The organism is Thaumasiovibrio clandestinus, from assembly GCF_047250365.1.
Taxonomy (GTDB): domain Bacteria; phylum Pseudomonadota; class Gammaproteobacteria; order Enterobacterales; family Vibrionaceae; genus Thaumasiovibrio.
In genome coordinates, this window is the sequence record NZ_JBLBVL010000002.1 from 99,850 (window position 1) to 121,230 (window position 21,381).

The following is a 21,381-nucleotide window of genomic DNA, read 5'->3' on the forward strand; positions in this document are numbered from 1 at the left end:
CAAAATAAGCGAATGATTGTCAATTTATCGTTTAGTCTTTGAATGTCCTTTGCTCTCATCTATGCGTTTGGTATAAAGACACTCAAAAGTAATAGAAGAGTAAAGCTGTTGAATTATACAGAAAAGCATTCCCAATGGATGAAGCTAATTGGCCTGTTATTTGTGCTGCTTGCTATGCAAGGGTGCGAGTATCAATCCATACAGCACAACCAAATAGAAGAGATACGCCAACGTGGTGTATTGCGTGTTGGCACACTCAACAACCAACTCTCCTACTACATCGGTCAAGACGGCCCAACTGGGCTTGACTATCAGCTAGCAGCAATGCTGGCCGAGCAGCTCGACGTTAAGCTAGAAATGCAACCCGTCTTTGGTTTATCCGGCCTATTTCCCACTTTAGATCGCGGCGATGTCGACATTATTGCCGCAGGCCTGACCATTACACCGGAACGAATGAATGATTACCTCCCCGCGCCAGCATACTATTTCGCGACTCAAGTGTTAGTGTACAAAAATGGTCAATGGCGGCCGCGTGACATCGATAACCTCATCGAGCAAACAGGCAGCCTTATGGTGACGACGAATTCAAGCCATGAAGCAACTCTCTATAAGCTTAAACAGCAGTACCCCGATCTAGAATGGCAAAGTACCGACAATAAAGATGGTGATGAGCTATTGAAAATGGTCGCGGAAGGGACGTTGGACTATACCATTGCTGACTCTGTTGATGTCGCTTTGATGCAGCGCACTTATCCTGATATTACGGTTGCATTAGAGCTCAGTGACAATCAACCAATCGCTTGGTATGTAGAACACCGCAATGAAAACAGTTTGCATGCGCTATTGGTGGAGTTTTTTGGCGATTTAAAACAGAGCGGTGAACTGGCTAAATTGGAAGAGCGCTATCTGGGTTACGTTGACACCTTTGACTATGTCGATACCCGTGCCTTTATTCGTGCTGTGGAAAGTAAACTGCCAGACTGGCAGCCTCTTTTTGAAAAATATGCGGGCGAATTCGACTGGCGACTATTGGCAGCGCTCTCTTATCAGGAGTCGCACTGGAATCCTCGTGCGGTATCACCAACTGGGGTTAGGGGCATGATGATGTTGACCCTGCCGACAGCAAAATCGATGGGCGTACAGAACCGCCTTGACCCGGAGCAGAGTATACGTGGTGGTTCAGACTACCTCAGCAAACTCATAAAACGAATTCCTGATAGTATCGATGAACATGAGAAAATCTGGTTTGCACTTGCTTCATACAATGTAGGCTATGGCCACGTTATGGATGCCCGCCGCCTAACACGCGCACAAGGTGGCAACCCTGATGCGTGGAGTGACGTAAAGCTTCGCTTACCACAACTACGTCAACGACAGTACTACAGCCAAACACGCTATGGCTATGCACGCGGTGACGAAGCCCAACTCTATGTAGAGAACATTCGTCGCTATTACCAAAGCTTGATTGGCTACTTTAACGCCCAGCAACCGATCGTCGAAGAAGTGAATAACGAGGATTTAGCCGAAATAGAGACGGTTACTCCGGAAGTAACTGAGCCAGATGCGTTATCGGCAGCAACAGCGACTCAAAACAGTGATACGCCAATATCAGATAATGAAGCGAGCGCGCAAGAATAAAACGCTACGACTCGGTGACTAGGTAGCCTAAAGCAGGCTGAGCACATTTAGTGATAGGTCGTCTTATCAAGCATTAAGCCCACTATGCTAACGCATCGTGGGCTTTTTTTAGTGTGTCACTCTACCGACGGCTGACCACCCTCGTTCTGTTTAGCAGCTTGTTTTAGTGCTTTTTTTTCGGCTCGGCGGCGACGGAAAAATGCTTGCAGTTGAGATTTACACGCATCGTGCAACACCCCACCCTCTGCACTTACCTTGTGATTCGCTTCAGGATAGTCCAGCAGGTTCATCACTGATCCCGCCGCGCCAGTTTTATTGTCGCTAGCCCCATAATAGACTTTCGCCACACGCGCATGCACCATCGCTGCCGCGCACATAGGGCAGGGTTCTAACGTGACATACAGCTCTGCATCCAACAATCGATAGTTCTCAACAACTCGACCAGCCTGACGCAATGCCATCATCTCAGCATGGGCTGTCGCATCATGCTGACCAATCGAACGGTTCCACCCTTCGCCGATCACTTGATCGTTTAATACGACCACCGCACCAACGGGGACTTCACCTTCTTGCTCGGCTTTTTCTGCTAATGATAGCGCATAGCGCATATACTTCTCGTTCACGCCTTCACCCTTATTGATCTATTGCGCGGCGATTATAGCAAACATTTTTGATTGGTTACTGCCCAATAGATACAACAAAGGCTGGCACTGGCCAGCCTTTTCTATCCTATTACTACACTTAACGTTTAGAAACCAAGTGGCAAACCAAACGTAAAGAAGACGATCAGTAGACCGGTCCAAGCCGTCATAAAGGCGATAGAGTATGGCACCATCATCGCAATCACATCACCAAACGTAAGCTCTGGTTTGTACTTACGCATGAAGGCAAGAATGACCCCCGCATATGTCATCATCGGCGTAATAATGTTGGTCGATGAATCAGCAACGCGGTACGCAGCTGCCACCATATCTGGCGTCATATCTGGGTTTACTTGATACAGCATTGGAACGAAAATTGGCCCAAGTAGCATCCACTTCGATGTTAATCCACCAACGAAAAGGTTGATCACTGCGGTAGTAAGAATAAAACCAATGATCAGCAGGATTGGAAACTCTTGTAAGCCCAACGCACCAAGGAAGGTCGCACCTAAATAGGTAATATAGGTACCAAGTCCGGAGTAGCTCATCAAACCTAAGAAGTTATAGCAGAAGAACGTCAGCACTAAAACATAGCCCATGGTATTCATCTGTTTGACCATCGATGAAACAACGTCCTGAACGTTCTTAAACTTGCCAACCGCTACGCCATAGAAGATACCAACAATCGTGAAGGTCATCGCAATCAGCAAGATCACGTTATCTAAATAAGGAGATACTTCACGGCCCGCCTCATTGACATAGGTTGCCAACGGTCCCGTTGCAAGCATAACAATTAACGCTAGTGAGATAGCAAGCCCAAATGCCGCCGCTTTCAAACCTTTATTTTCTGCTGCTGAGACAGCAAAATCATTTAGGTTCATGTCTTCAGGGATCTGATACTCCATCTTTTCTAAGCGTGGTGCGACATACTTCGCTGTCACCCAAGCCCCTAAGCCCGCCAATAAGAAAGTCGAGACAAAGATAAAGTAGTAGTGCATCGTCGCTGGATTAAGCGTTCGTCCATCTGCGGCTTCAAAAGGAATACCCTGCGCTTCCGCGAAAATACGTGCATTGGCACCAATAATCACATCGATCGGCGTCGCTGGGATCAAGTTGGCACTGAAGCCTGCCGATACACCAGCAAAAGCGGCAGCCATACCAATTAATGGGTTTTTACCTAAGCCAGCATAGAGCATACCCGCAAGTGGGATAAGAACAAGGTAACCCGCATCGGTCGCTATCGAGCTCATAATACCGAGGAAAACCACCAGCATCGGCAAGTATTTATCATTAATTTTCAAGCCCACTTTCTTAATAACAGCAGAAAGAAAACCCGAATTTTCTGCAATGCCTACCCCAAGCATCACAATCAAAATAATACCAAGAACACCACCGCCAAATGCTAGCCAGTTTGCCAAAATAGCATTGTTAAACATCCAACGGACATTCTCTGCGGCAAGCATATTTTTAATGGTGTATTGAATCGTCCCACCATCAGCAGCGAGTGATTCAAACTGTAATCCACCAATCATTCCCGTTACCAATAGGCAGGCGGTAAACAAAAACATAAAAATAATCACAGGATCGGGAATTCGTTTCCCGGCGCGTTCAATAAAGCCAATAATACCTGAACTACCAGCATCAGACGGCTTTACAGAGATATCACTCATTGCTCTCTCCATATAGTAAATAATATCACACAACAAAGAGAAACTAGCAGATAACACCTTAGCATTACAATTTCACAAAATAGCTACTTTGCAAACAAAAATAGCAGTAGCACGCCATAATAACAGCAATCGATAAAGCACAGCTCTAGATTGACAAGCCTTTATCACTACCAAAGAGCCATTTTACAGCACATAACGTTAAGTGAATTAATTTATACTTTTACCATCAGACAACAGAATACAACAAGAGATTAACCAGACACAGACAAAGCATCAACACAGCGCATAAAAAAAGGCCAGCGACAATGCCGCTGGCCTTTATTCACCGAATCCCAATTACATGGTATAGGTGTATGGTGCTTGGATACCTAGTGGAATACCAACGAACCAGTACAGTAGTAGGAACGCTGTCCAACCGATTAGCATTGCAATCGAGTAAGGCATCATCATTGAAGCTAGTGAACCAATACCTGAGTTCTTCACATAGCGCTGCATGTAAACAACAACTAGAGGGAAGAATACCATCATTGGAGAGATGATGTTCGACACGGAGTCACCAACACGGTATGCAGCCTGAGTTAGCTCTGGCGAAATACCTACAGCCATTAGCATTGGAACCATAATCGGACCAATCAATGCCCACTTAGCTGATGCAGAACCAACCAGTAGGTTAACAAATGCTGTCAGCAAAATCATACCAACGATAGTAACTTGACCTGGCAATTCCAATGCTTGTAGCAACTGCGCACCAGATAGTGCTAATAGCGTACCAAGGTTAGAATCAGAGAAAGCCACCAAGAACTGAGCAATGAAGAATGCCATCACCATGAAGCCGCCCATACCAGCCATTGTCTTAGACATTGACTTGATAACGTCATCAGATGCTTTGAAGGTACCAGCAACACGGCCGTAAACCACACCAGGGATAACGAATAGGATAAAGATCAATGGAACAATTGACTGCATTACTGGTGCAGCAAATGAGGTAATTTGACCATCTGGTGCACGTAGTGGTGAAGTTTCAGGAAGAAGTGCAACAACAAGTGCAACGATACCAGCAATCATCGCCCAACCTGCACGGCTAAATGCCTTGCTTTCAGTATCAGTGAATGAACCCATGTCTGGCGCTTCTTCAGCATCATCATCGATCGGCGTATTTGCTAAGCGAGGCTCAATAATTTTCTCAGTCACATACCAACCAATAGCAACAATAACCATTGAAGATAGACCAGTAAAGTAGATATTCGCTAGTGGGTTAACAATGTATTCAGGATCTAGAATAGCAGCCGCTTCTTGCGTGAAACCAGCCAAAAGTGGGTCAATACCTGAAGGAACGAAGTTCGCCGCAAAGCCACCAGATACACCAGCAAATGCTGCTGCAATACCTGCAAGAGGGTGACGACCCGCCGCGTGGAAAATAATACCACCCAGAGGGATAACCAGAACATAACCAGCATCAGCCGCGGTGTGCGATACAATCGCAACCAAAATCAGCATTGGGGTGATAAAACGCGCAGGGGTTACCATTAGCATCTTTTTCAAGCCCGTATTGATAAAGCCTGACGCTTCAGCAACACCAACACCCAGCATCGCCACCAATACGATACCTAGTGGAGCAAAACCTGTGAAGTTGCCAACCATTGTTGACAAGAAGTGTGCAAAGCCTTCACCTGTCAGTAGGTTATTGACCTGGATTGCTGAGCCTGTTACTGGGTGAATTAGGTCGAACTCTACGCGAGAGAGTAGTGCAGAAAGAACCCAAACCGTAATCAAACCCCAAAAGAAAAGAAGCGCGGGATCAGGAATTTTATTACCTGCTTTTTCAATAAAGTTCAGGAACCGATTCATCGCACCGTTTGATGCTGCGGCTGGCGCCTGAGTTTCTTGTTTGCTCATAGGAGCTCCGTTTCATTATTTATGGACATTAGTTGCGCTTATCACCAATTATCATTGGTGGCAAACCACAACCTAATTTTCAAGCCCATTATAATGCAAGCTGAACCAAATAAAGAATATGCAACTGCCATTTTTAAAAAACCCGTCACAGTATTACTGTCAGAGCCCCATACAGCGACATATATAACCACAATATCATTTTCATGCCAGCAACGAGATATTCACAATGCATCACCTAAATGTAGCACGTTAAACACCACAGCAACCTCATCTCTTCTGAAATTTGCCGAAAAAAAAGCGCCTAAACGGCGCTTTTCTAAACCACTAAACCCAGCTCAGGATTATTCCCACTCGATCGTCGCTGGTGGCTTACCTGATACATCGTAAACCACACGCGAAATACCATCGACTTCATTAATTATGCGGTTAGATACCTTACCTAAAAAGTCATATGGAAGGTGTGCCCAGTGTGCGGTCATAAAGTCGATCGTCTCGACGGCTCGCAACGAAACAACCCAATCGTATTTACGTCCATCCCCCATCACACCGACAGAGCGTACAGGCAGGAATACGGTAAACGCTTGCGAAACCTTATTGTAAAGATCGGCATTATGCAGCTCTTCAATAAAGATCGCATCAGCACGGCGCAGTAAGTCACAATACTCTTTCTTCACTTCACCAAGAACACGGACACCTAGACCTGGCCCAGGGAATGGGTGGCGGTAAAGCATGTTGTACGGTAGGCCTAGCTCCAGACCAATTTTACGAACTTCATCTTTAAACAGCTCTTTCAATGGCTCAACGAGCCCCATTTCCATATCGTCAGGAAGGCCACCAACGTTATGGTGAGATTTGATAACGTGTGCTTTGCCCGTTTTAGACGCTGCTGATTCGATAACATCCGGATAGATAGTACCTTGTGCCAGCCATTTCGCATTTTTGAGCTTTTGCGACTCTTCATCGAAAACATCAATAAATACATGACCAATAATCTTACGTTTAGCTTCAGGCTCCGCTTCACCTTTAAGTGCATCAAGGAAGCGCTGCTCAGCTTTAACATGGACAATGTTAAGGCCAAAATGCTCGCCAAACATATCCATCACTTGCTCGCCTTCATTCAAGCGTAGCAAGCCGTTATCAACAAACACACAAGTTAACTTATCACCAATTGCGCGGTGAATAAGCATAGCAACAACCGATGAATCCACGCCGCCAGAAAGACCAAGAATCACCTCATCATCACCAACTTGCTCTTTAATACGAGCAATTGCATCGTCGATAATATTGGCTGAAGTCCAAAGCTTTTCACAACCACAGATATTAAGAATAAAGTTCTCGATAATACGCATACCTTGACGGGTATGGGTAACCTCTGGGTGGAACTGAACGCCATAGAAGCGCTGCTCTTCATTGGCCATTGCCGCATATGGGCAAGTATCAGTTACCGCGATTTTTTTGAAGTCTTCTGGAATCTCAACAACTTTATCGCCGTGGCTCATCCAAACATCTAATAGTGAATGACCATCTTCAGCAATGGCGTCTTCGATGTTTTTAAATAACTCAGTTTGCTCAAGCACTTTTACTTGCGCATAACCAAATTCACGCTCATTAGAACCAGCGACCTTACCACCTAGCTGCTCGGCCATTGTCTGCATGCCGTAGCATACACCCAATACCGGAACGCCCGCGTCAAAAACGTACTGTGGCGCACGTGGTGACCCTTCTTCCGTTACACTTTCCGGACCACCAGATAGAATAATTCCATTTGGATTAAAATCACGAATGTCCTGCTCATCTACATCCCAGCTCCAAAGCTCACAGTAAACACCAATTTCGCGAATACGGCGGGCAATTAGTTGCGTGTATTGTGAGCCAAAGTCGAGGATCAGAATTCGTTGATCATGGATATTTGTGGTCATTATCTAACAGTCTCAAATTAAAGTTACAAAAAGGGGGCTGGTTTCAGCCCCGCAATTATAGAGATTAGCAAACGTTTACGCTACGTAAATTGTCGGCTATGTTCACACTCTCATGCACAACAATGGTGCAATGTCGATTAACCCATACGGTAGTTGGGTGCCTCTTTCGTAATCGTTACATCATGTACGTGCGATTCGTTCATACCCGCACCGCTGATACGCACGAATTCCGCTTTAGTGCGCAAATCTTCAATGGTGGCTGAACCCGTTAGTCCCATGCAAGAACGTAGTCCACCCATTTGCTGGTGAATGATCTCTTTTAGGTGACCTTTATAGGCAACGCGACCTTCAATACCTTCTGGCACCAATTTGTCGGCAGCATTATCGCTCTGGAAGTAGCGATCTGATGAGCCTTTTGACATCGCCCCCAGAGAACCCATACCACGGTATGACTTATACGCACGTCCTTGGTACAACTCAACTTCGCCCGGCGCTTCATCGGTGCCAGCGAACATCGAGCCAACCATCACACATGATGCACCCGCTGCAATCGCTTTACTGACATCGCCAGAGAAACGAATGCCGCCATCGGCAATCACAGGAATATCGTACTGATCTGCAACAGCCACAGCTTCAGCGACAGCGGTTACCTGTGGAACACCCACACCAGTAACGATACGCGTCGTACAGATAGAGCCTGGGCCAATCCCCACTTTCACGGCACTAACACCTGCTTCAATTAGTGCGCGAGCACCTTCTGCTGTTGCAACATTACCGCCAACAATTTGCAAATCTGGATACACTTCACGGGTTTCACGAATACGTTCCAGTACCCCTTCAGAGTGCCCATGTGATGAATCGATTAGCAGAACATCCACACCAGCTTCAACCAATGCCTTCACGCGCTCTTCATTACCAGGGCCTGCGCCAATTGCAGCACCAACCCGTAAACGGCCTCGTGCATCTTTACATGCATTTGGCTTGCGCTCTGCTTTTTGGAAGTCTTTCGCCGTAATCATGCCTTTAAGTTGGAAATCATCATTCACAACCAATACTTTTTCAACGCGGTGTGCTTGCATCACGGCTTCGACTTCTTCACGTGACGCCCCTTCGTTAACGCGAGCAAGGCGCTCTTTTGGCGTCATCACCTCAGAGACAGACTTCGATAAATCCGTCACAAAGCGTACATCACGGCCGGTAATAATACCAACAAGCTCATGGTTATCATCAACGACAGGGTAGCCAGCAAAGCCATTCTGATATGTCAGCCGCTTCACGTCTTCAATGGTGTTTTCTGGTTTGACGGTAACAGGATCAGAGACAACGCCAGCTTCAAACTTCTTCACCATGCGAACTTGGTCAGCTTGTGCTTCGATTGACATGTTTTTATGAATAAAGCCGATACCACCTTCCTGCGCAAGAGCTATTGCTAAACGTCCTTCGGTAACAGTATCCATTGATGCTGATACCATTGGAATATTTAACGATATAGTCTTCGTAAGGCGGGTGCGCAGATCGGCAGTGTTAGGGAGAACTGTTGAGTGGGCTGGAACCAACAGAACATCATCAAATGTTAAAGCTTCTGGTCTAATTCGTAACATTGCAATATCTCACACCAAGTTAAAATGTCGGGTTAATTAATATTGCGAACGAATTATACGGGCGAGTTAAACGTTTGGCTATACATTTTTTTTATTTTTTTATTGACAAATAGAAGTTGCTAACTATAATCCTCCGGTTAATTATCCGGTGTTACGGTCTTTCCTCCGGCCATTGCCTTTTTCTGTGCAATCACTTATCTTCGATAACATGCTGATTACTTCGGACACCTTTTAGTGACATATTCTTCATCTCAAGAAAAATCCCGAATTTTTACCGTTTCTGCACTGAATGCTGAAGTTCGCCTGTTGCTTGAAAGTGAAATGGGCATCGTCTGGCTGATTGGTGAGCTCTCCAATTTCTCTATGCCTGTGTCAGGCCATTGGTACTTAACGCTAAAAGACAGCCGAGCTCAAGTTAAATGTGCGATGTTTAAGGGGAATAACCGTCGGGTCACATTTAAACCTGCAAATGGCCAGCAAGTGTTAGTCAAAGCACGCCTTTCCTTGTATGAACCACGCGGCGACTATCAACTCATCATTGAAAGCATGCAACCGGAAGGCGACGGGCGTTTACAGCTCCAATTCGACCAGCTAAAACAGCGCCTCGAACAAGAAGGGCTATTTTCTCAACACGCTAAACTCGCCCTTCCGACGACGCCTCAACGTGTCGGTATTATTACCTCATCATCAGGCGCAGCGCTGCAAGATATCCTCAATGTTCTCCAACGTCGCGACCCAAGCCTTCCTATTGTTATCTATCCAACCATGGTACAAGGTGACGGCGCAGCCGTTAGTATTGCGCAAGCGATTGGTAGAGCAAATAGCCGCCAAGAGTGTGATGTATTGATTGTTGGCCGAGGTGGCGGCTCCCTTGAAGATCTGTGGGCGTTTAATGAAGAAATTGTCGCTCGAACTATTGCTGCCAGCCAGATCCCCATTATTAGTGCCGTCGGCCATGAAGTTGACCTGACTATCGCTGATTTGGTTGCGGATCTCAGGGCGCCTACCCCTTCTGCCGCGGCTGAACTGGTTAGCCGAGACAGCGCAGAACAACGAGAACGCCTAGCAACGGTGGTACGCCGCCTCTATCAAGCTGGACGCTACCAAGTCCAGCAAGCTCACCATCAATTACAATACCATACTAGTCAACTGCAACTGCAACACCCACAGCGACAGTTAGAGCAAAGAAGTCAACAACTGGACGATGCACAGCTTCGCCTCTGCCAGCAAGTCTGCAGTGACGTACAAGAGCGTCAACTGGCACTAACGCGCTTAGTGCATCGTTTACAGCTAGCCACACCTGACAAGGCCATTACGCGCCATCAACACCAGCATCAACAGCTTTCGCAACGGCTTAGCGACGCAATGGTCGCACACCTTACTCATAACAGTCATCGATTTGCTTTGCTCGCTCAGCAGCTCGACAGTGTTAGTCCACTTCAAACACTACTACGCGGCTATAGCATGACGCAAACAGTAACGGGCCACGTGATTACGGATGCTGCGCAAGTTTCTGTTGGCGACAAATTGCTAACCACATTCGCCAACGGCCAAATCTACTCGACTGTGGATAGCGTAGAAGCACAATCTCATATTCAGGCTGTTAACTCGACCAAATAACGGCGAACCCGAGATTTTGATTTTAGGGCATTGCAGTGATGACAAAAATAGCTCTCACTGCCGCACGCCTGTAGTTTTTCTAGTTGATGGTCACAATCAGGACAGTCAGCTTGACGCACATAGTGTTTTTTACACGACAAGCACACATAATGCTCACCATTCCACTCAACTGACTGTTGGCAGCTCAGACACATATCCATTTCCATCGTCCTCTTAGAGTTAATTGACTGTTGTTATATTTTATCCTGATCTTATCATGCTTCCGATAACCTTTAGCAGCCTCTCATGGCTCAACAGTGATCATATCGGAGGTGATCGTTCAGTTAAGCCCCAATGATCAGCGATCACCCGCCAAAAGAACATTTATCAATACGCATCCCGAAAGCATAAGTTACATGTTCTGCATTTGGATTTTTAAAAGGATTTAATTCCATTTATTTCACAGGGAGCAACGAGATCTAGAGTTAAATAAATCTGACATTCGCGATCTATGCAGAATGATTGCCTGTTTTATTCATATCCGTATGTACGAGTCGTCATGACGATACTCTGCACATCGGACACAGATAATTCAACACTGATCTTATCGAAACAAGCCAATGTCTGCACATGTGTTCCCCCACAAGGCATCACTGCTAAACCATCTTCTGCGGGCAGGTGACAACGCCAATATCTTGAATCTGTCAATAATGGCCCATCATGCTGTATATCTACATCAGCTTTCGACGACACCCACGCTGTTAGCTGGACATTAACGGCTTCAGCAATGGATTCTAAATCAGCCAACACATCTGCGGCATTAAGCCCGCGCTTGCGCAAGGTTTTACCTAAACGATAAATATCTACACACTGATCCGGCGTAACCTGGCTCGATTGTTGGGCATAACTATTAAAATCGGGATGGCCTAATGGATCACGGCGATCGGCCTCTTTACGCCAATATGCCGCTGCTAGCACTTTATTTAATGCCATCGAGGCCAGATGACCCGCAGTATGCCCCCGACTTAAGCTTGCTTGATAGTCTTCGTCTACCTGCCATATCAGCTTGTCGCCAACGCGAACATCAATAGCATCTTGTAGCAAATGAACAACAACAAAAATCCAGCCTTCTTCGCCTCGACGCGCGGTAATCGCACTATCAATTTGTAGTTCACCGCTCTCCTGATGATATGCCGCCGTTAAACAATCAACCACCAACGTACGTTGACCTTGTCGCTCGACGTAACCTCGATCGGCAGGGTGATCTGCCCATAAATGACTAACAGGATGAAATGGCGTCTGATCGGTGACTAACCACTGCTTTCCCTGATACTCTCCAAGGAGCAAAATCTCTGCGTCAGCTTCAAAGATATTTTGTGTAAACAAGACAACGGTTGGTTGCATAACTCTTCCTTCTAGATACAAAAAAGCCCGGCAATAACCGGGCTTATAACAATCAGCAGTGATAATGCCTTAATTTTGGCGATTTTTCACCATTGTCATTAAACGCTTACGCTGACGTTCTTGCGAAATTGTGAGCTTGCTAGTTTTAACTTCAAATGGGTTTTCACTACTCTGGAACTGAATACGGATAGGTGTACCCATCATTTGTAATGACTTACGGTAGTAGTTCATTAAGTAGCGTTTATATGAAGCTGGCAGTGAGTTGACCAAGTTACCGTGAATAACGATGATTGGTGGGTTATAACCGCCTGCGTGTGCATATTTCAACTTCACACGACGACCACGTATGAGCGGTGGCTGGTGATCATCTTGCGCCATCTGCATGATACGTGTCAGCATCGATGTACCAATACGTTTGGTTGCCGATTGATAAGCTTCCTGCACAGACTCAAACAAGTGACCAACACCAGTACCATGTAGAGCCGAAATAAAGTGCAAACGAGCAAAGTCAACAAAACCTAAACGGCGATCAAGTTCAGATTTCACGCGATCCTTAACTTCCGTCGTTAAGCCATCCCACTTATTCACAGCAATAACAATCGAACGCCCAGCGTTAAGCGCATAGCCCAACAAGGATAAGTCTTGATCAGAAATATTGTCGCGCGCGTCAATCACCAACAGTACAACGTTAGCATCTTCAATCGCTTTTAGCGTTTGAATAACAGAGAACTTCTCAACAGTTTGGTTAATTCTTCCGCGACGACGCACCCCTGCAGTATCGATCAAGACATATTCACGTCCATCACGCTCCATGGGGATGTAGATAGAGTCACGCGTTGTGCCTGGCATATCGTAAACAACAACCCGATCTTCACCTAAAATACGGTTAGTCAGGGTCGATTTACCCACATTCGGGCGACCAATTAAGGCCATTTTTATTGGCTTATCTTGCAATGCTTTGTAAGCCGCTTCTGCATCTTCTTCGGTCAGCTCTTTTGCTGCTGCTTCAATATCTTCGATACTGGTTAGATCTTCCAGTGACTGCTCGTTACCGTCTAGATCTTTATTTAGACTCTCAGCAAAAGGAGTCAGTGCACGATTGACTAATGCCGATACACCACGGTTTTGTGCCGCTGCGATCTGATACATCGAATCAACACCCAGTTGCCAGAACTCAGCACACGCACTATCACCGTCAATACCATCTACCTTATTAACGACGAGATAAGTTGGCTTTTCACGAGCACGTAAATGTTTAGCGATAGCTTCATCTGACGAAGTCAGCCCAGCGCGGCCATCAACCAAAAACAAAACGACATCAGCTTCTTCGATAGCAGCCAGTGACTGCTCTGCCATTTTTGTTTCAACACCTTCCTCAGTACCATCGATACCACCAGTGTCGATAACAATAAACTCATGCTCGTCGAACGTCGCTTTGCCGTACTTACGATCCCGTGTCAAACCCGGGAAATCAGCCACTAACGCATCGCGGGTGCGTGTTAGGCGGTTGAAAAGTGTCGATTTTCCGACATTAGGACGACCGACCAGGGCGACTACAGGAATCATATAAACCTCTTAAAAATATGTTTCAATACTAACAACTTCGGCTCCAATCCATTATAGGATCGGAGCCGAATTTTTGATGATAGCATTAATTGTGATTATGATCACCTCATCGGTGATAACTCTCAGGGAATTTGCAGACGCTGTACCTCACCCTCACGCGTCATTAGCACATAGCTCTGACCCACCGCAATTGGTGGGACGGCAATGCCAGAATCATTCACCGCTTGCTGTGCAACAAATTCACCATCACTTAACGATAACCAATGCAAATAGCCTTCGCCATCAGCGACAACGGCTTTGCCATCTATAATCGCCGGTGCAGTCAATAATCGGTACTCTAAATCACGATTGCGCCACAGCTCGGTTCCACTACGGATATCGACAGCGACAACGTGATCTTCATCGGTCACCAAAACAAGGCGCTGACCATCAACCACAAAATCTTTTGAAGTTGAATAAGGACGCTTCCATGCCGCTTGACCGGTTTGTAACGAAATAGAAACCAGCTCACCATTAAAACCAGCGATAAATAAGCGCTCACCAAGAATTAGCGGCGATGCATCAACATCCACTAAACGGTCAATTTCCGTCGCCCCTTTCGGGGTTGCGATTGATTGCTGCCATAGCATCTGTCCATCATCAACTAAAGCTGCACCGAGTCGACCATTTGCCATACCCCAGAATACTGCACCACCAACGGCTGCAGGTGAACTATCACCTCGTAAGGTCAGCGTAGGTACCTCAGTACTGATCTGCCAACGACGTTCTCCGTCTAAGGCTGAAAAGGCTTCCAAGACACCACGGCTAGTATTAACCATCACCAAGGTGGAATCAGCCAATGGACGAGATAGCACTTCACCTTGAGTATCAACCCGCCATAGCAATTCACCGCTGGCATGATCAAAGGCTAACAGCTCAGCGTTTTCACTGCCGATAAAGATACGATTATAAGCAGCAGTAATACCGCCAGAAAGGCGAGCTGGCTTATTCTCTGCAACATCGGCTTGCCAAAGAACGTCACCACTCTCTGGATCCAGTGCTTTTACCTGACCATCTCGATCAGCAACAAACAATTTGCCGTAGCGATAGGCTGGGGTTAACTGAGAGTAGTAGTTACCAACGCCTTCCCCCACCTGATGTTTCCACGCTAGCTGCGGTTGAAATTGGTCTTCAACTTCTGGAAGCGGAGCCATCTGCACCGCATCTTCTTCGCTAGCACACCCCATCAATAAGCCTGTCATTGCTAAGGCTATGAGCAGCGTTTTATTCATCCCTTTCATATGGCGTTCCTGCTTACTGAGCCAAATCATCCAGTTTCATTTTAATCACGGGATCATTTTCCAGTGCAATTGATTCTGTATAAGCGGTACGCGCAGCATCGTGATCACCACGTTGTAGGGCTATATCACCTTGCAGGGCTAACACTTTACTCTGCCAGCTCGCTGCTGAAATAGTCGCTAAACTTTTTTCTGCCGCGTCTAACTGCTCTGTGGCGATCAATAAACGAGCCAAACGAACATTCGCCAAGGTAACCAGAACGTCATCTTTGCTGTTGTCAGCAACCCACTGCAACTGCTCCATCGCACCTGATAAATCATCGGCATCAACTTGCGCTTTTGCTAATTGTAGCGCCGCTAATGCAGCGTACTCACTCGTGCCAAATTCACCAATAAAGTTTTCAACCGCGGTTAGGTTGCCGCTGTTCAATTGCACTTGAGCGGCTTGGTATGCATCTGATGCCAACTCGCGCTGCTCTAGCTGATGCGCTTGAAATGCACGCCAACCAAACAGACCGCCTAAGCCTATCACTGCGCCCGCAATGATAGCTTTACCATTTTCTTGCCACCACTTCTTGAGCGCTTCTACTTGTTGTTCTTCGGTTTCGTAGGCTTCCACGATACGTCCTCTGTTAAATCAATTCGTTTAGCTTAATAATTGCGTCTGCGACAGATACTGTTGTCTGCTCTCCGCTACGCAGATCTTTTAATGTTACTTCTCCAGCAGCGATTTCGCTCTCTGCTAGAACAAGCGCATACGCAGCACCAACCGCATCTGCACGTTTAAACTGTTTCTTAAAGTTACCGCCACCAAAGTGGTTCATCACGCGAATGTCAGGAATCGCATCACGGAGCTGCTCTGCCAGCGTCATACCTGCTTGCATACTACCTTCACCCATGGTGACCACATAAGCGTCAACACGACGACGTACGTCGGTCTGCTCAAGTGCTTCCATCAGTAAAACAAGACGCTCTAAGCCCATAGCAAAGCCTACTGCTGGTGTCGCTTTACCGCCTAACTGCTCAACTAGCCCGTCGTAACGACCACCGCCACATACGGTACCTTGAGCACCTAGGCTCTCTGTGATCCATTCAAAAACGGTACGGTTGTAGTAATCTAGACCGCGAACCAAGCGTTGATTTACGCTGTATTCGATACCCGCAGCGTCTAAGAGTTCACATAAACCTGTAAAATGTTGTTTCGATTCTTCATCTAGATAGTCAGACAACTCAGGTGCATCAACAAGGATCGCCTGAACATCAGGGTTTTTACTATCAAGAACACGAAGTGGGTTAGTGTGCATACGACGTTTACAATCGTCGTCTAACACATCAATATGCTGTTCTAAGAAAGCAATAAGGGCATCACGATAAGTATGACGCGCTTCTAGAGAACCAATAGAATTTAACTCCAGACGAACATGCTCATTAATACCAAGCTCTTTCCACAGACGCGCTGTCATGATGATCAGCTCTGCGTCAACATCTGGTCCATTTAAACCAAAGACCTCTACGCCAACTTGGTGGAATTGGCGATAACGGCCTTTTTGAGGTCGTTCATGCCGAAACATTGGCCCCATATACCAAAGGCGCTGCTCTTGGTTATACAACAGACCATTTTGAATGCCTGCGCGTACACAACTCGCTGTACCTTCTGGACGCAGTGATAAACTGTCGCCATTGCGATCTTCAAAGGTATACATCTCTTTTTCAACAACGTCGGTGACTTCACCGATAGCGCGTTTAAATAGTGGCGTCATCTCAACAATCGGCATACGGATTTCGTTATAACCGTATGCACTCACTACGCGTGTCACGCATGCTTCAACTTTTTGCCACAATGGAGTCTGTGTTGGGAGGCAATCGTTCATGCCCCTAATTGCTTGAATTTGTTTCGCCACTTTGTCTTCTCGTTGCCTAACGGCTTGTAAAAGGCTGCCATCGGGCAGCCTGAATTATTTCTGTTCGATATCAATATGGTTTGCGCTATCAAGTATGCTTGCCTTGGCGCGAATTTTGGCTTCTAGCTGATCAATCAGGTCGTCATTATCAAAGCGCTCTTTCTGACGTTTACCGTCTTCATAGAAAGCACTTTTCTTATTACCACCCGCGACACCTAAGTGAGACGCTTCAGCTTCGCCAGGGCCGTTTACGACACAACCAATCACTGATACATCCATCGGTATCACGACATCTTCCAGTCGTTGTTCGAGTTCATTAACGGTGCCAATGACATCAAATTCCTGACGCGAACAGGTTGGGCAAGCAATAAAATTAACCCCGCGCGATCGAATGCGCAGAGATTTAAGGATATCAAAGCCAACTTTTATCTCTTCGACAGGATCTGCAGCCAACGACACACGCAGTGTATCACCAATCCCTTCTGACAGCAGCATACCCAGCCCAACCGCTGATTTTACTGCACCAGCTCGGGCACCACCAGCTTCAGTGATCCCCAAATGTAAAGGCTGGTCGATTTTTTTCGCCAGTTGACGGTAAGATTCTACAGCCAGAAACACATCAGAGGCTTTAACGCTCACTTTAAACTGTTCAAAATTAAGACGATCAAGAATATCGACATGACGCATTGCTGATTCGACAAGAGCAGCAGGTGTCGGCTCACCATACTTCTGCTGGATCTCTTTTTCCAACGAGCCGCCATTTACACCAATACGAATAGGGATGTTCATGTCTCGTGCACAATCGACAACGGCACGAATACGATCTTCTTTGCCGATGTTTCCAGGGTTAATACGTAAACAATCAACACCGTATTCTGCTACTTTCAATGCTATACGGTAATCAAAATGGATATCGGCGACGAGAGGTACGCAAACTTGTTGCTTAATAGCACGAAATGCTTCTGCAGCATCCATTGTCGGTACGGAAACGCGGACGATATCAGCACCGGCCATTTCGAGTGCTTTTATTTGTGCAACGGTCGCGGCAACATCGGTCGTGCGTGTGTTGGTCATCGACTGTACTGCAATCGGCGCACCATCGCCAATAGGTACGTCGCCAACGTAAATGCGCGTCGACTTGCGACGCACAATAGGTGATTCACTATGCATGAAATAAACTCTTACTGCGGCAATGTAAAGCGAGCAACTTTACCTACGCCAAACTTACTTAAATCAATGTTTTCGCCTTGATAACGCAGTTCTACCACATCTGGGGCACCCAGCACCAGTTTAAATGGCGCTTCACCTTCTAACTCGAATGTTTCACCCTGTTTTTTAATGCCCGTGATCAGACGTTTACCCTTCGCATCGCGAATATCAACCCAGCAGTCACCGTCAAAGCGAATAACAATGGACGAATCTGAAACAATAACAGGCTCACTCTCTTCGACCAAATCTATCGCATCATCCAGCACTGGTACTTCATCCACCGCCGATTCTGCTTGTTCAGTAACTTCTGTCATGGGCAAATCAGCAACATCATCCCCGTCGACTTCGGGTAACTGTGTTGGGACAGGAGGTTCCAGCGCTATATCTGTCTGTGTTGTTTCTGTTTCAATCACTTCTGTCAATGTTGATGAAGGGGCGTCTAGCAGTGCACTCGGCTCTTGCACGCTCTGCCACCACTTTAATGCTGTTACTCCAACAACACTGATAGCAATAACCCAAGTAAGGATCATAACACGACTATCATGCGCTTCTCGCTTAGTTCGACGCGAGAAGCTATGCATCATTTGCTCGTCTTGCGGCATCGAATCAGCCGCGCTAAGCATGGATAACATCTCTTCTTCATCGAGATGGACGCACTTAGCGTAGGACCGAACATACCCGCGAGTAAAAGTGGTTATCTTTTCATTATCGAAGCGATTGTTTTCAATCTCTTCAATTACCGTAATACGCAAACGTAATCGATCTGCCACGTCCTTTTGCGACATTCCCAGTCTCTCTCGAGCCTGTTTTAGAACTTCGCCAGGGCCGATGGCCGCTTTTTTGTTTTCTGTAGCTTCGTTGTGGTCAGTAGTCATTGGCTAAATATTGTTGATATTGCGTGGATTCAGGATACTGACTAGCCAGGAGTTTCGCATAACGCACCTTCTCTTGTGGTCGTCCTGCTTTCTCTTCCAGTTGAATTAACAGCCAGAGGCTATCTGGTTTGTATCCGTACTGCTTGTTAAATTTCATTAAGTTTGCTCTCGCCCTTGAAAAATTGCTCTGGGCAATTTGTAAACTAGCGAGTTGCAATATTGATAAAGGGCGACCAGGGTCATGGGCCAACGCCTTCACAAAATACGTTAATGCCGATTCATTATCGTCCTGACTTATCGCACAAAGGCCTGCATTTTCATAACTGGATGCGACTAAGGGATAATCAGGTAAAACAACGGCTCGCTCAAATAACGCAATCGCATCATTGTAGCGCTGTTGACGACATAAAAAGACCCCATAATTGTTGAGAACATCACCATTTCGAGGATTTTTCCTCATGGCTTGTCGGTAATAGTTGTCCGCTTTGTTAAAATCATCAACTTGTTGATAATAGTATGCCATAGATAATAAACTGCGGTAATAATCCGGTGCCAGCGCTAACGCTTGCTGAAAGTTGTCTCTAGCACGAGGCATTTCTCCTTGCCCCATGTAATTAATTCCTAAAGCAATACGGCTATCTGCTGCCTCAATAGGATCCACCTGTTTAATACGATGGTTACCTACTTCTTCAACGGACACACACCCTACTAACATTGCGAATGCAATGATCACCAACGACGAACGCAACATGACAATTAAACATCCCTATTATCAGAGCCATGTCAACATGGCTCTCTATTTTATTCACTAGACTGCTTTTACAGCAATAGGTTCCCCTTTTGCCTTCAGCTCCCTTTCTGTACGTTTTGTCCGGTCAATCACATCACCGACTAGCTGACCACAAGCTGCGTCAATGTCATCTCCTCGAGTTTTACGTACTGTCACCGTAAAGTTATACTCCATCAACGTTTTCATAAAACGATCGATACGAGAGTTACTTGGCTTACCATATGGTGACCCAGGATAAGGGTTGAAGGGAATCAAATTTATCTTTGACGGGGTATCTTTTAGCGTCTCTGCGAGCTGCCTAGCATGTTGCATGTCATCATTAACGTGATCGAGTAAAATATACTCAACCGTTACACGGCCGCGATTGGCGTTTGACTGATCAATGTAATTTCGCACCGAGCTTAAAAATGTTTCAATATTGTATTTATCATTAATTGGCATAAAGCTACTACGGATCTCATCCGTTGGTGCATGCAATGATATGGCTAGTGCAACGTCAATCTTTCCTGCCATCTGATCAAGACCTGGAACAACCCCTGAGGTCGATACCGTTACTCGACGTTTTGATAAACCGTAACCTAGATCATCTAACATTAGCTCCAGAGCAGGAACTAAGTTTTTCATATTCAATAGCGGCTCACCCATCCCCATCATCACCACATTTGTGATTGGGCGACGACCAGTATCTTTTTCAAGCCCGATCTCTTTTGCTGCACGCCAAACTTGGCCAATAATTTCAGACACGGATAAATTGCGATTAAAGCCCTGACGACCCGTTGAGCAAAATTTACAATCCAAGGCGCAGCCGACTTGCGACGAGACACAGAGAGTGGCGCGGTCTTCTTCTGGGATATAGACAGTTTCAACATCTTGATCCCCAACACGCATCGCAAACTTAATGGTGCCATCGGTTGAGTACTGCGCATTAGAAACTTCAGGCGCACGGATTTCCGCGACTACTTTCAGCTTCTCGCGCAACTTCTTATTGATGTTGTTCATCTCATCGAAGTTGTCACAACCGAAATGATAGATCCACTTCATCACCTGCTCGGCACGAAACGCCTTCTCTCCCAGTTCTTCAACAAAATAGTTGCGAAGACCCTGGCGGTTAAAATCCATCAGATTCACTTTGACTGCTGACATGTAGCTGTAGCCTCTTTAAGGTTAACGGAAATGCGTGAAGTCAGATACTCAGCAGCACTTCTAACGTATCAAAAATACATTTACTGCAAGTGTAGCTGGCATCGAAATTCAAGGCGCGAAATTGTACAGCCTTTAGCCGCAGGTTTCCACCGTCGATTTGTCGGGGAATAAGAGAGGTCAGAGCAACAACCTGAACAAAAAAGGGGAAAGAAAAAGAAGGAAGATAACAGTACTCGTCTTCCTTCATTAATT

At 46.1% G+C, this 21,381-nt stretch carries 17 protein-coding genes; 2 read left to right on the forward strand and 15 right to left on the reverse strand.

Annotation, left to right across the window (positions count from 1 at the left end):
- The first annotated feature begins 138 nt into the window (after positions 1 to 138).
- The gene (gene mltF, locus ACKLNH_RS03470) at positions 139 to 1,638 is read left to right on the forward strand and encodes a membrane-bound lytic murein transglycosylase MltF (RefSeq protein WP_413111252.1); all 1,500 of its coding nucleotides are present in this window, start codon (positions 139 to 141) and stop codon (positions 1,636 to 1,638) included.
- A gap of 116 nt (positions 1,639 to 1,754) precedes the next feature.
- On the opposite strand, the gene tadA is transcribed toward mltF, so the two are convergent.
- The 5 genes from tadA to guaB form a co-directional block, all read right to left on the reverse strand.
- The gene (gene tadA / locus ACKLNH_RS03475; protein ID WP_413111253.1) at positions 1,755 to 2,246 is read right to left on the reverse strand and encodes a tRNA adenosine(34) deaminase TadA; all 492 of its coding nucleotides are present in this window, start codon (positions 2,244 to 2,246) and stop codon (positions 1,755 to 1,757) included.
- Positions 2,247 to 2,386: 140 nt separating this feature from the next.
- Positions 2,387 to 3,949 (reverse strand): AbgT family transporter, encoded by a 1,563-nt coding sequence (locus ACKLNH_RS03480; protein ID WP_413110861.1) that lies wholly within the window; start codon positions 3,947 to 3,949, stop codon positions 2,387 to 2,389.
- A 336-nt stretch (positions 3,950 to 4,285) separates the two neighbouring features.
- Positions 4,286 to 5,845, reverse strand: a complete 1,560-nt coding sequence (locus ACKLNH_RS03485) for an AbgT family transporter (protein ID WP_413110862.1) — start codon at positions 5,843 to 5,845, stop codon at positions 4,286 to 4,288.
- A 341-nt stretch (positions 5,846 to 6,186) separates the two neighbouring features.
- Entirely contained in the window at positions 6,187 to 7,764 is a 1,578-nt protein-coding gene (guaA, locus tag ACKLNH_RS03490) for a glutamine-hydrolyzing GMP synthase (protein ID WP_413110863.1), read from the reverse strand.
- Positions 7,765 to 7,901: 137 nt separating this feature from the next.
- Positions 7,902 to 9,365: an IMP dehydrogenase gene (gene guaB / locus ACKLNH_RS03495; RefSeq protein ID WP_413110864.1), complete on the reverse strand. Its 1,464-nt coding sequence runs from the start codon at positions 9,363 to 9,365 to the stop codon at positions 7,902 to 7,904.
- A 234-nt stretch (positions 9,366 to 9,599) separates the two neighbouring features.
- Between guaB and xseA the strand changes: the two genes are divergently transcribed.
- On the forward strand, positions 9,600 to 10,985 hold the full coding sequence (gene xseA / locus ACKLNH_RS03500) for an exodeoxyribonuclease VII large subunit (protein WP_413110865.1): 1,386 nt from the start codon (positions 9,600 to 9,602) through the stop codon (positions 10,983 to 10,985).
- On the opposite strand, the gene ACKLNH_RS03505 is transcribed toward xseA, so the two are convergent.
- From ACKLNH_RS03505 to rlmN, 10 genes are all read right to left on the reverse strand, one after another.
- Positions 10,961 to 11,191 carry a zinc ribbon domain-containing protein gene (locus ACKLNH_RS03505; protein ID WP_413110866.1) on the reverse strand — a complete coding sequence of 77 codons (231 nt, stop codon included), beginning with the start codon at positions 11,189 to 11,191 and terminating at the stop codon, positions 10,961 to 10,963. The two genes, xseA and ACKLNH_RS03505, sit on opposite strands and share 25 nt — an antisense overlap.
- Before the next feature lie 304 nt (positions 11,192 to 11,495).
- Positions 11,496 to 12,368, reverse strand: coding sequence for an alanyl-tRNA editing protein (locus tag ACKLNH_RS03510; RefSeq protein WP_413110867.1), 873 nt, complete (start codon positions 12,366 to 12,368; stop codon positions 11,496 to 11,498).
- A 69-nt stretch (positions 12,369 to 12,437) separates the two neighbouring features.
- Complete coding sequence (gene der, locus ACKLNH_RS03515; protein WP_413110868.1) at positions 12,438 to 13,934, reverse strand: ribosome biogenesis GTPase Der; 1,497 nt, start codon at positions 13,932 to 13,934, stop codon at positions 12,438 to 12,440.
- A 122-nt stretch (positions 13,935 to 14,056) separates the two neighbouring features.
- Entirely contained in the window at positions 14,057 to 15,214 is a 1,158-nt protein-coding gene (gene bamB, locus ACKLNH_RS03520) for an outer membrane protein assembly factor BamB (RefSeq protein ID WP_413111254.1), read from the reverse strand.
- A 13-nt stretch (positions 15,215 to 15,227) separates the two neighbouring features.
- Positions 15,228 to 15,830: a YfgM family protein gene (locus ACKLNH_RS03525; RefSeq protein WP_413110869.1), complete on the reverse strand. Its 603-nt coding sequence runs from the start codon at positions 15,828 to 15,830 to the stop codon at positions 15,228 to 15,230.
- A gap of 13 nt (positions 15,831 to 15,843) precedes the next feature.
- The gene (hisS, locus tag ACKLNH_RS03530) at positions 15,844 to 17,112 is read right to left on the reverse strand and encodes a histidine--tRNA ligase (RefSeq protein WP_413110870.1); all 1,269 of its coding nucleotides are present in this window, start codon (positions 17,110 to 17,112) and stop codon (positions 15,844 to 15,846) included.
- A gap of 54 nt (positions 17,113 to 17,166) precedes the next feature.
- Positions 17,167 to 18,282 carry a flavodoxin-dependent (E)-4-hydroxy-3-methylbut-2-enyl-diphosphate synthase gene (gene ispG / locus ACKLNH_RS03535; protein ID WP_413110871.1) on the reverse strand — a complete coding sequence of 372 codons (1,116 nt, stop codon included), beginning with the start codon at positions 18,280 to 18,282 and terminating at the stop codon, positions 17,167 to 17,169.
- Between the two features lie 11 nt (positions 18,283 to 18,293).
- Entirely contained in the window at positions 18,294 to 19,196 is a 903-nt protein-coding gene (locus ACKLNH_RS03540) for a RodZ domain-containing protein (protein ID WP_413110872.1), read from the reverse strand.
- Entirely contained in the window at positions 19,186 to 19,947 is a 762-nt protein-coding gene (gene pilW, locus ACKLNH_RS03545) for a type IV pilus biogenesis/stability protein PilW (protein ID WP_413110873.1), read from the reverse strand. The genes ACKLNH_RS03540 and pilW overlap by 11 nt, the downstream gene beginning before the upstream one ends.
- Before the next feature lie 57 nt (positions 19,948 to 20,004).
- A complete protein-coding gene (rlmN, locus tag ACKLNH_RS03550) occupies positions 20,005 to 21,129 on the reverse strand; it encodes a dual-specificity RNA methyltransferase RlmN (protein ID WP_413110874.1) in 1,125 nt (374 codons plus the stop codon).
- Between the last annotated feature and the right edge of the window lie 252 nt (positions 21,130 to 21,381).

Excerpts from the sequence above, each read along its gene's own strand:
- pilW (WP_413110873.1), bottom strand. The coding sequence starts at position 19,947 with ATGTTGCGTTCGTCGTTGGTGATCATTGCATTCGCAATGTTAGTAGGG.
- der (WP_413110868.1), bottom strand. The coding sequence starts at position 13,934 with ATGATTCCTGTAGTCGCCCTGGTCGGTCGTCCTAATGTCGGAAAATCG.
- ACKLNH_RS03485 (WP_413110862.1), bottom strand. The coding sequence starts at position 5,845 with ATGAGCAAACAAGAAACTCAGGCGCCAGCCGCAGCATCAAACGGTGCG.
- ACKLNH_RS03540 (WP_413110872.1), bottom strand. The coding sequence starts at position 19,196 with ATGACTACTGACCACAACGAAGCTACAGAAAACAAAAAAGCGGCCATC.
- ACKLNH_RS03480 (WP_413110861.1), bottom strand. The coding sequence starts at position 3,949 with ATGAGTGATATCTCTGTAAAGCCGTCTGATGCTGGTAGTTCAGGTATT.
- ispG (WP_413110871.1), bottom strand. The coding sequence starts at position 18,282 with ATGCATAGTGAATCACCTATTGTGCGTCGCAAGTCGACGCGCATTTAC.
- mltF (WP_413111252.1), top strand. The coding sequence starts at position 139 with ATGAAGCTAATTGGCCTGTTATTTGTGCTGCTTGCTATGCAAGGGTGC.
- guaB (WP_413110864.1), bottom strand. The coding sequence starts at position 9,365 with ATGTTACGAATTAGACCAGAAGCTTTAACATTTGATGATGTTCTGTTG.
- ACKLNH_RS03510 (WP_413110867.1), bottom strand. The coding sequence starts at position 12,368 with ATGCAACCAACCGTTGTCTTGTTTACACAAAATATCTTTGAAGCTGAC.
- ACKLNH_RS03505 (WP_413110866.1), bottom strand. The coding sequence starts at position 11,191 with ATGGAAATGGATATGTGTCTGAGCTGCCAACAGTCAGTTGAGTGGAAT.
- tadA (WP_413111253.1), bottom strand. The coding sequence starts at position 2,246 with ATGCGCTATGCGCTATCATTAGCAGAAAAAGCCGAGCAAGAAGGTGAA.
- bamB (WP_413111254.1), bottom strand. The coding sequence starts at position 15,214 with ATGAAAGGGATGAATAAAACGCTGCTCATAGCCTTAGCAATGACAGGC.
- guaA (WP_413110863.1), bottom strand. The coding sequence starts at position 7,764 with ATGACCACAAATATCCATGATCAACGAATTCTGATCCTCGACTTTGGC.
- rlmN (WP_413110874.1), bottom strand. The coding sequence starts at position 21,129 with ATGTCAGCAGTCAAAGTGAATCTGATGGATTTTAACCGCCAGGGTCTT.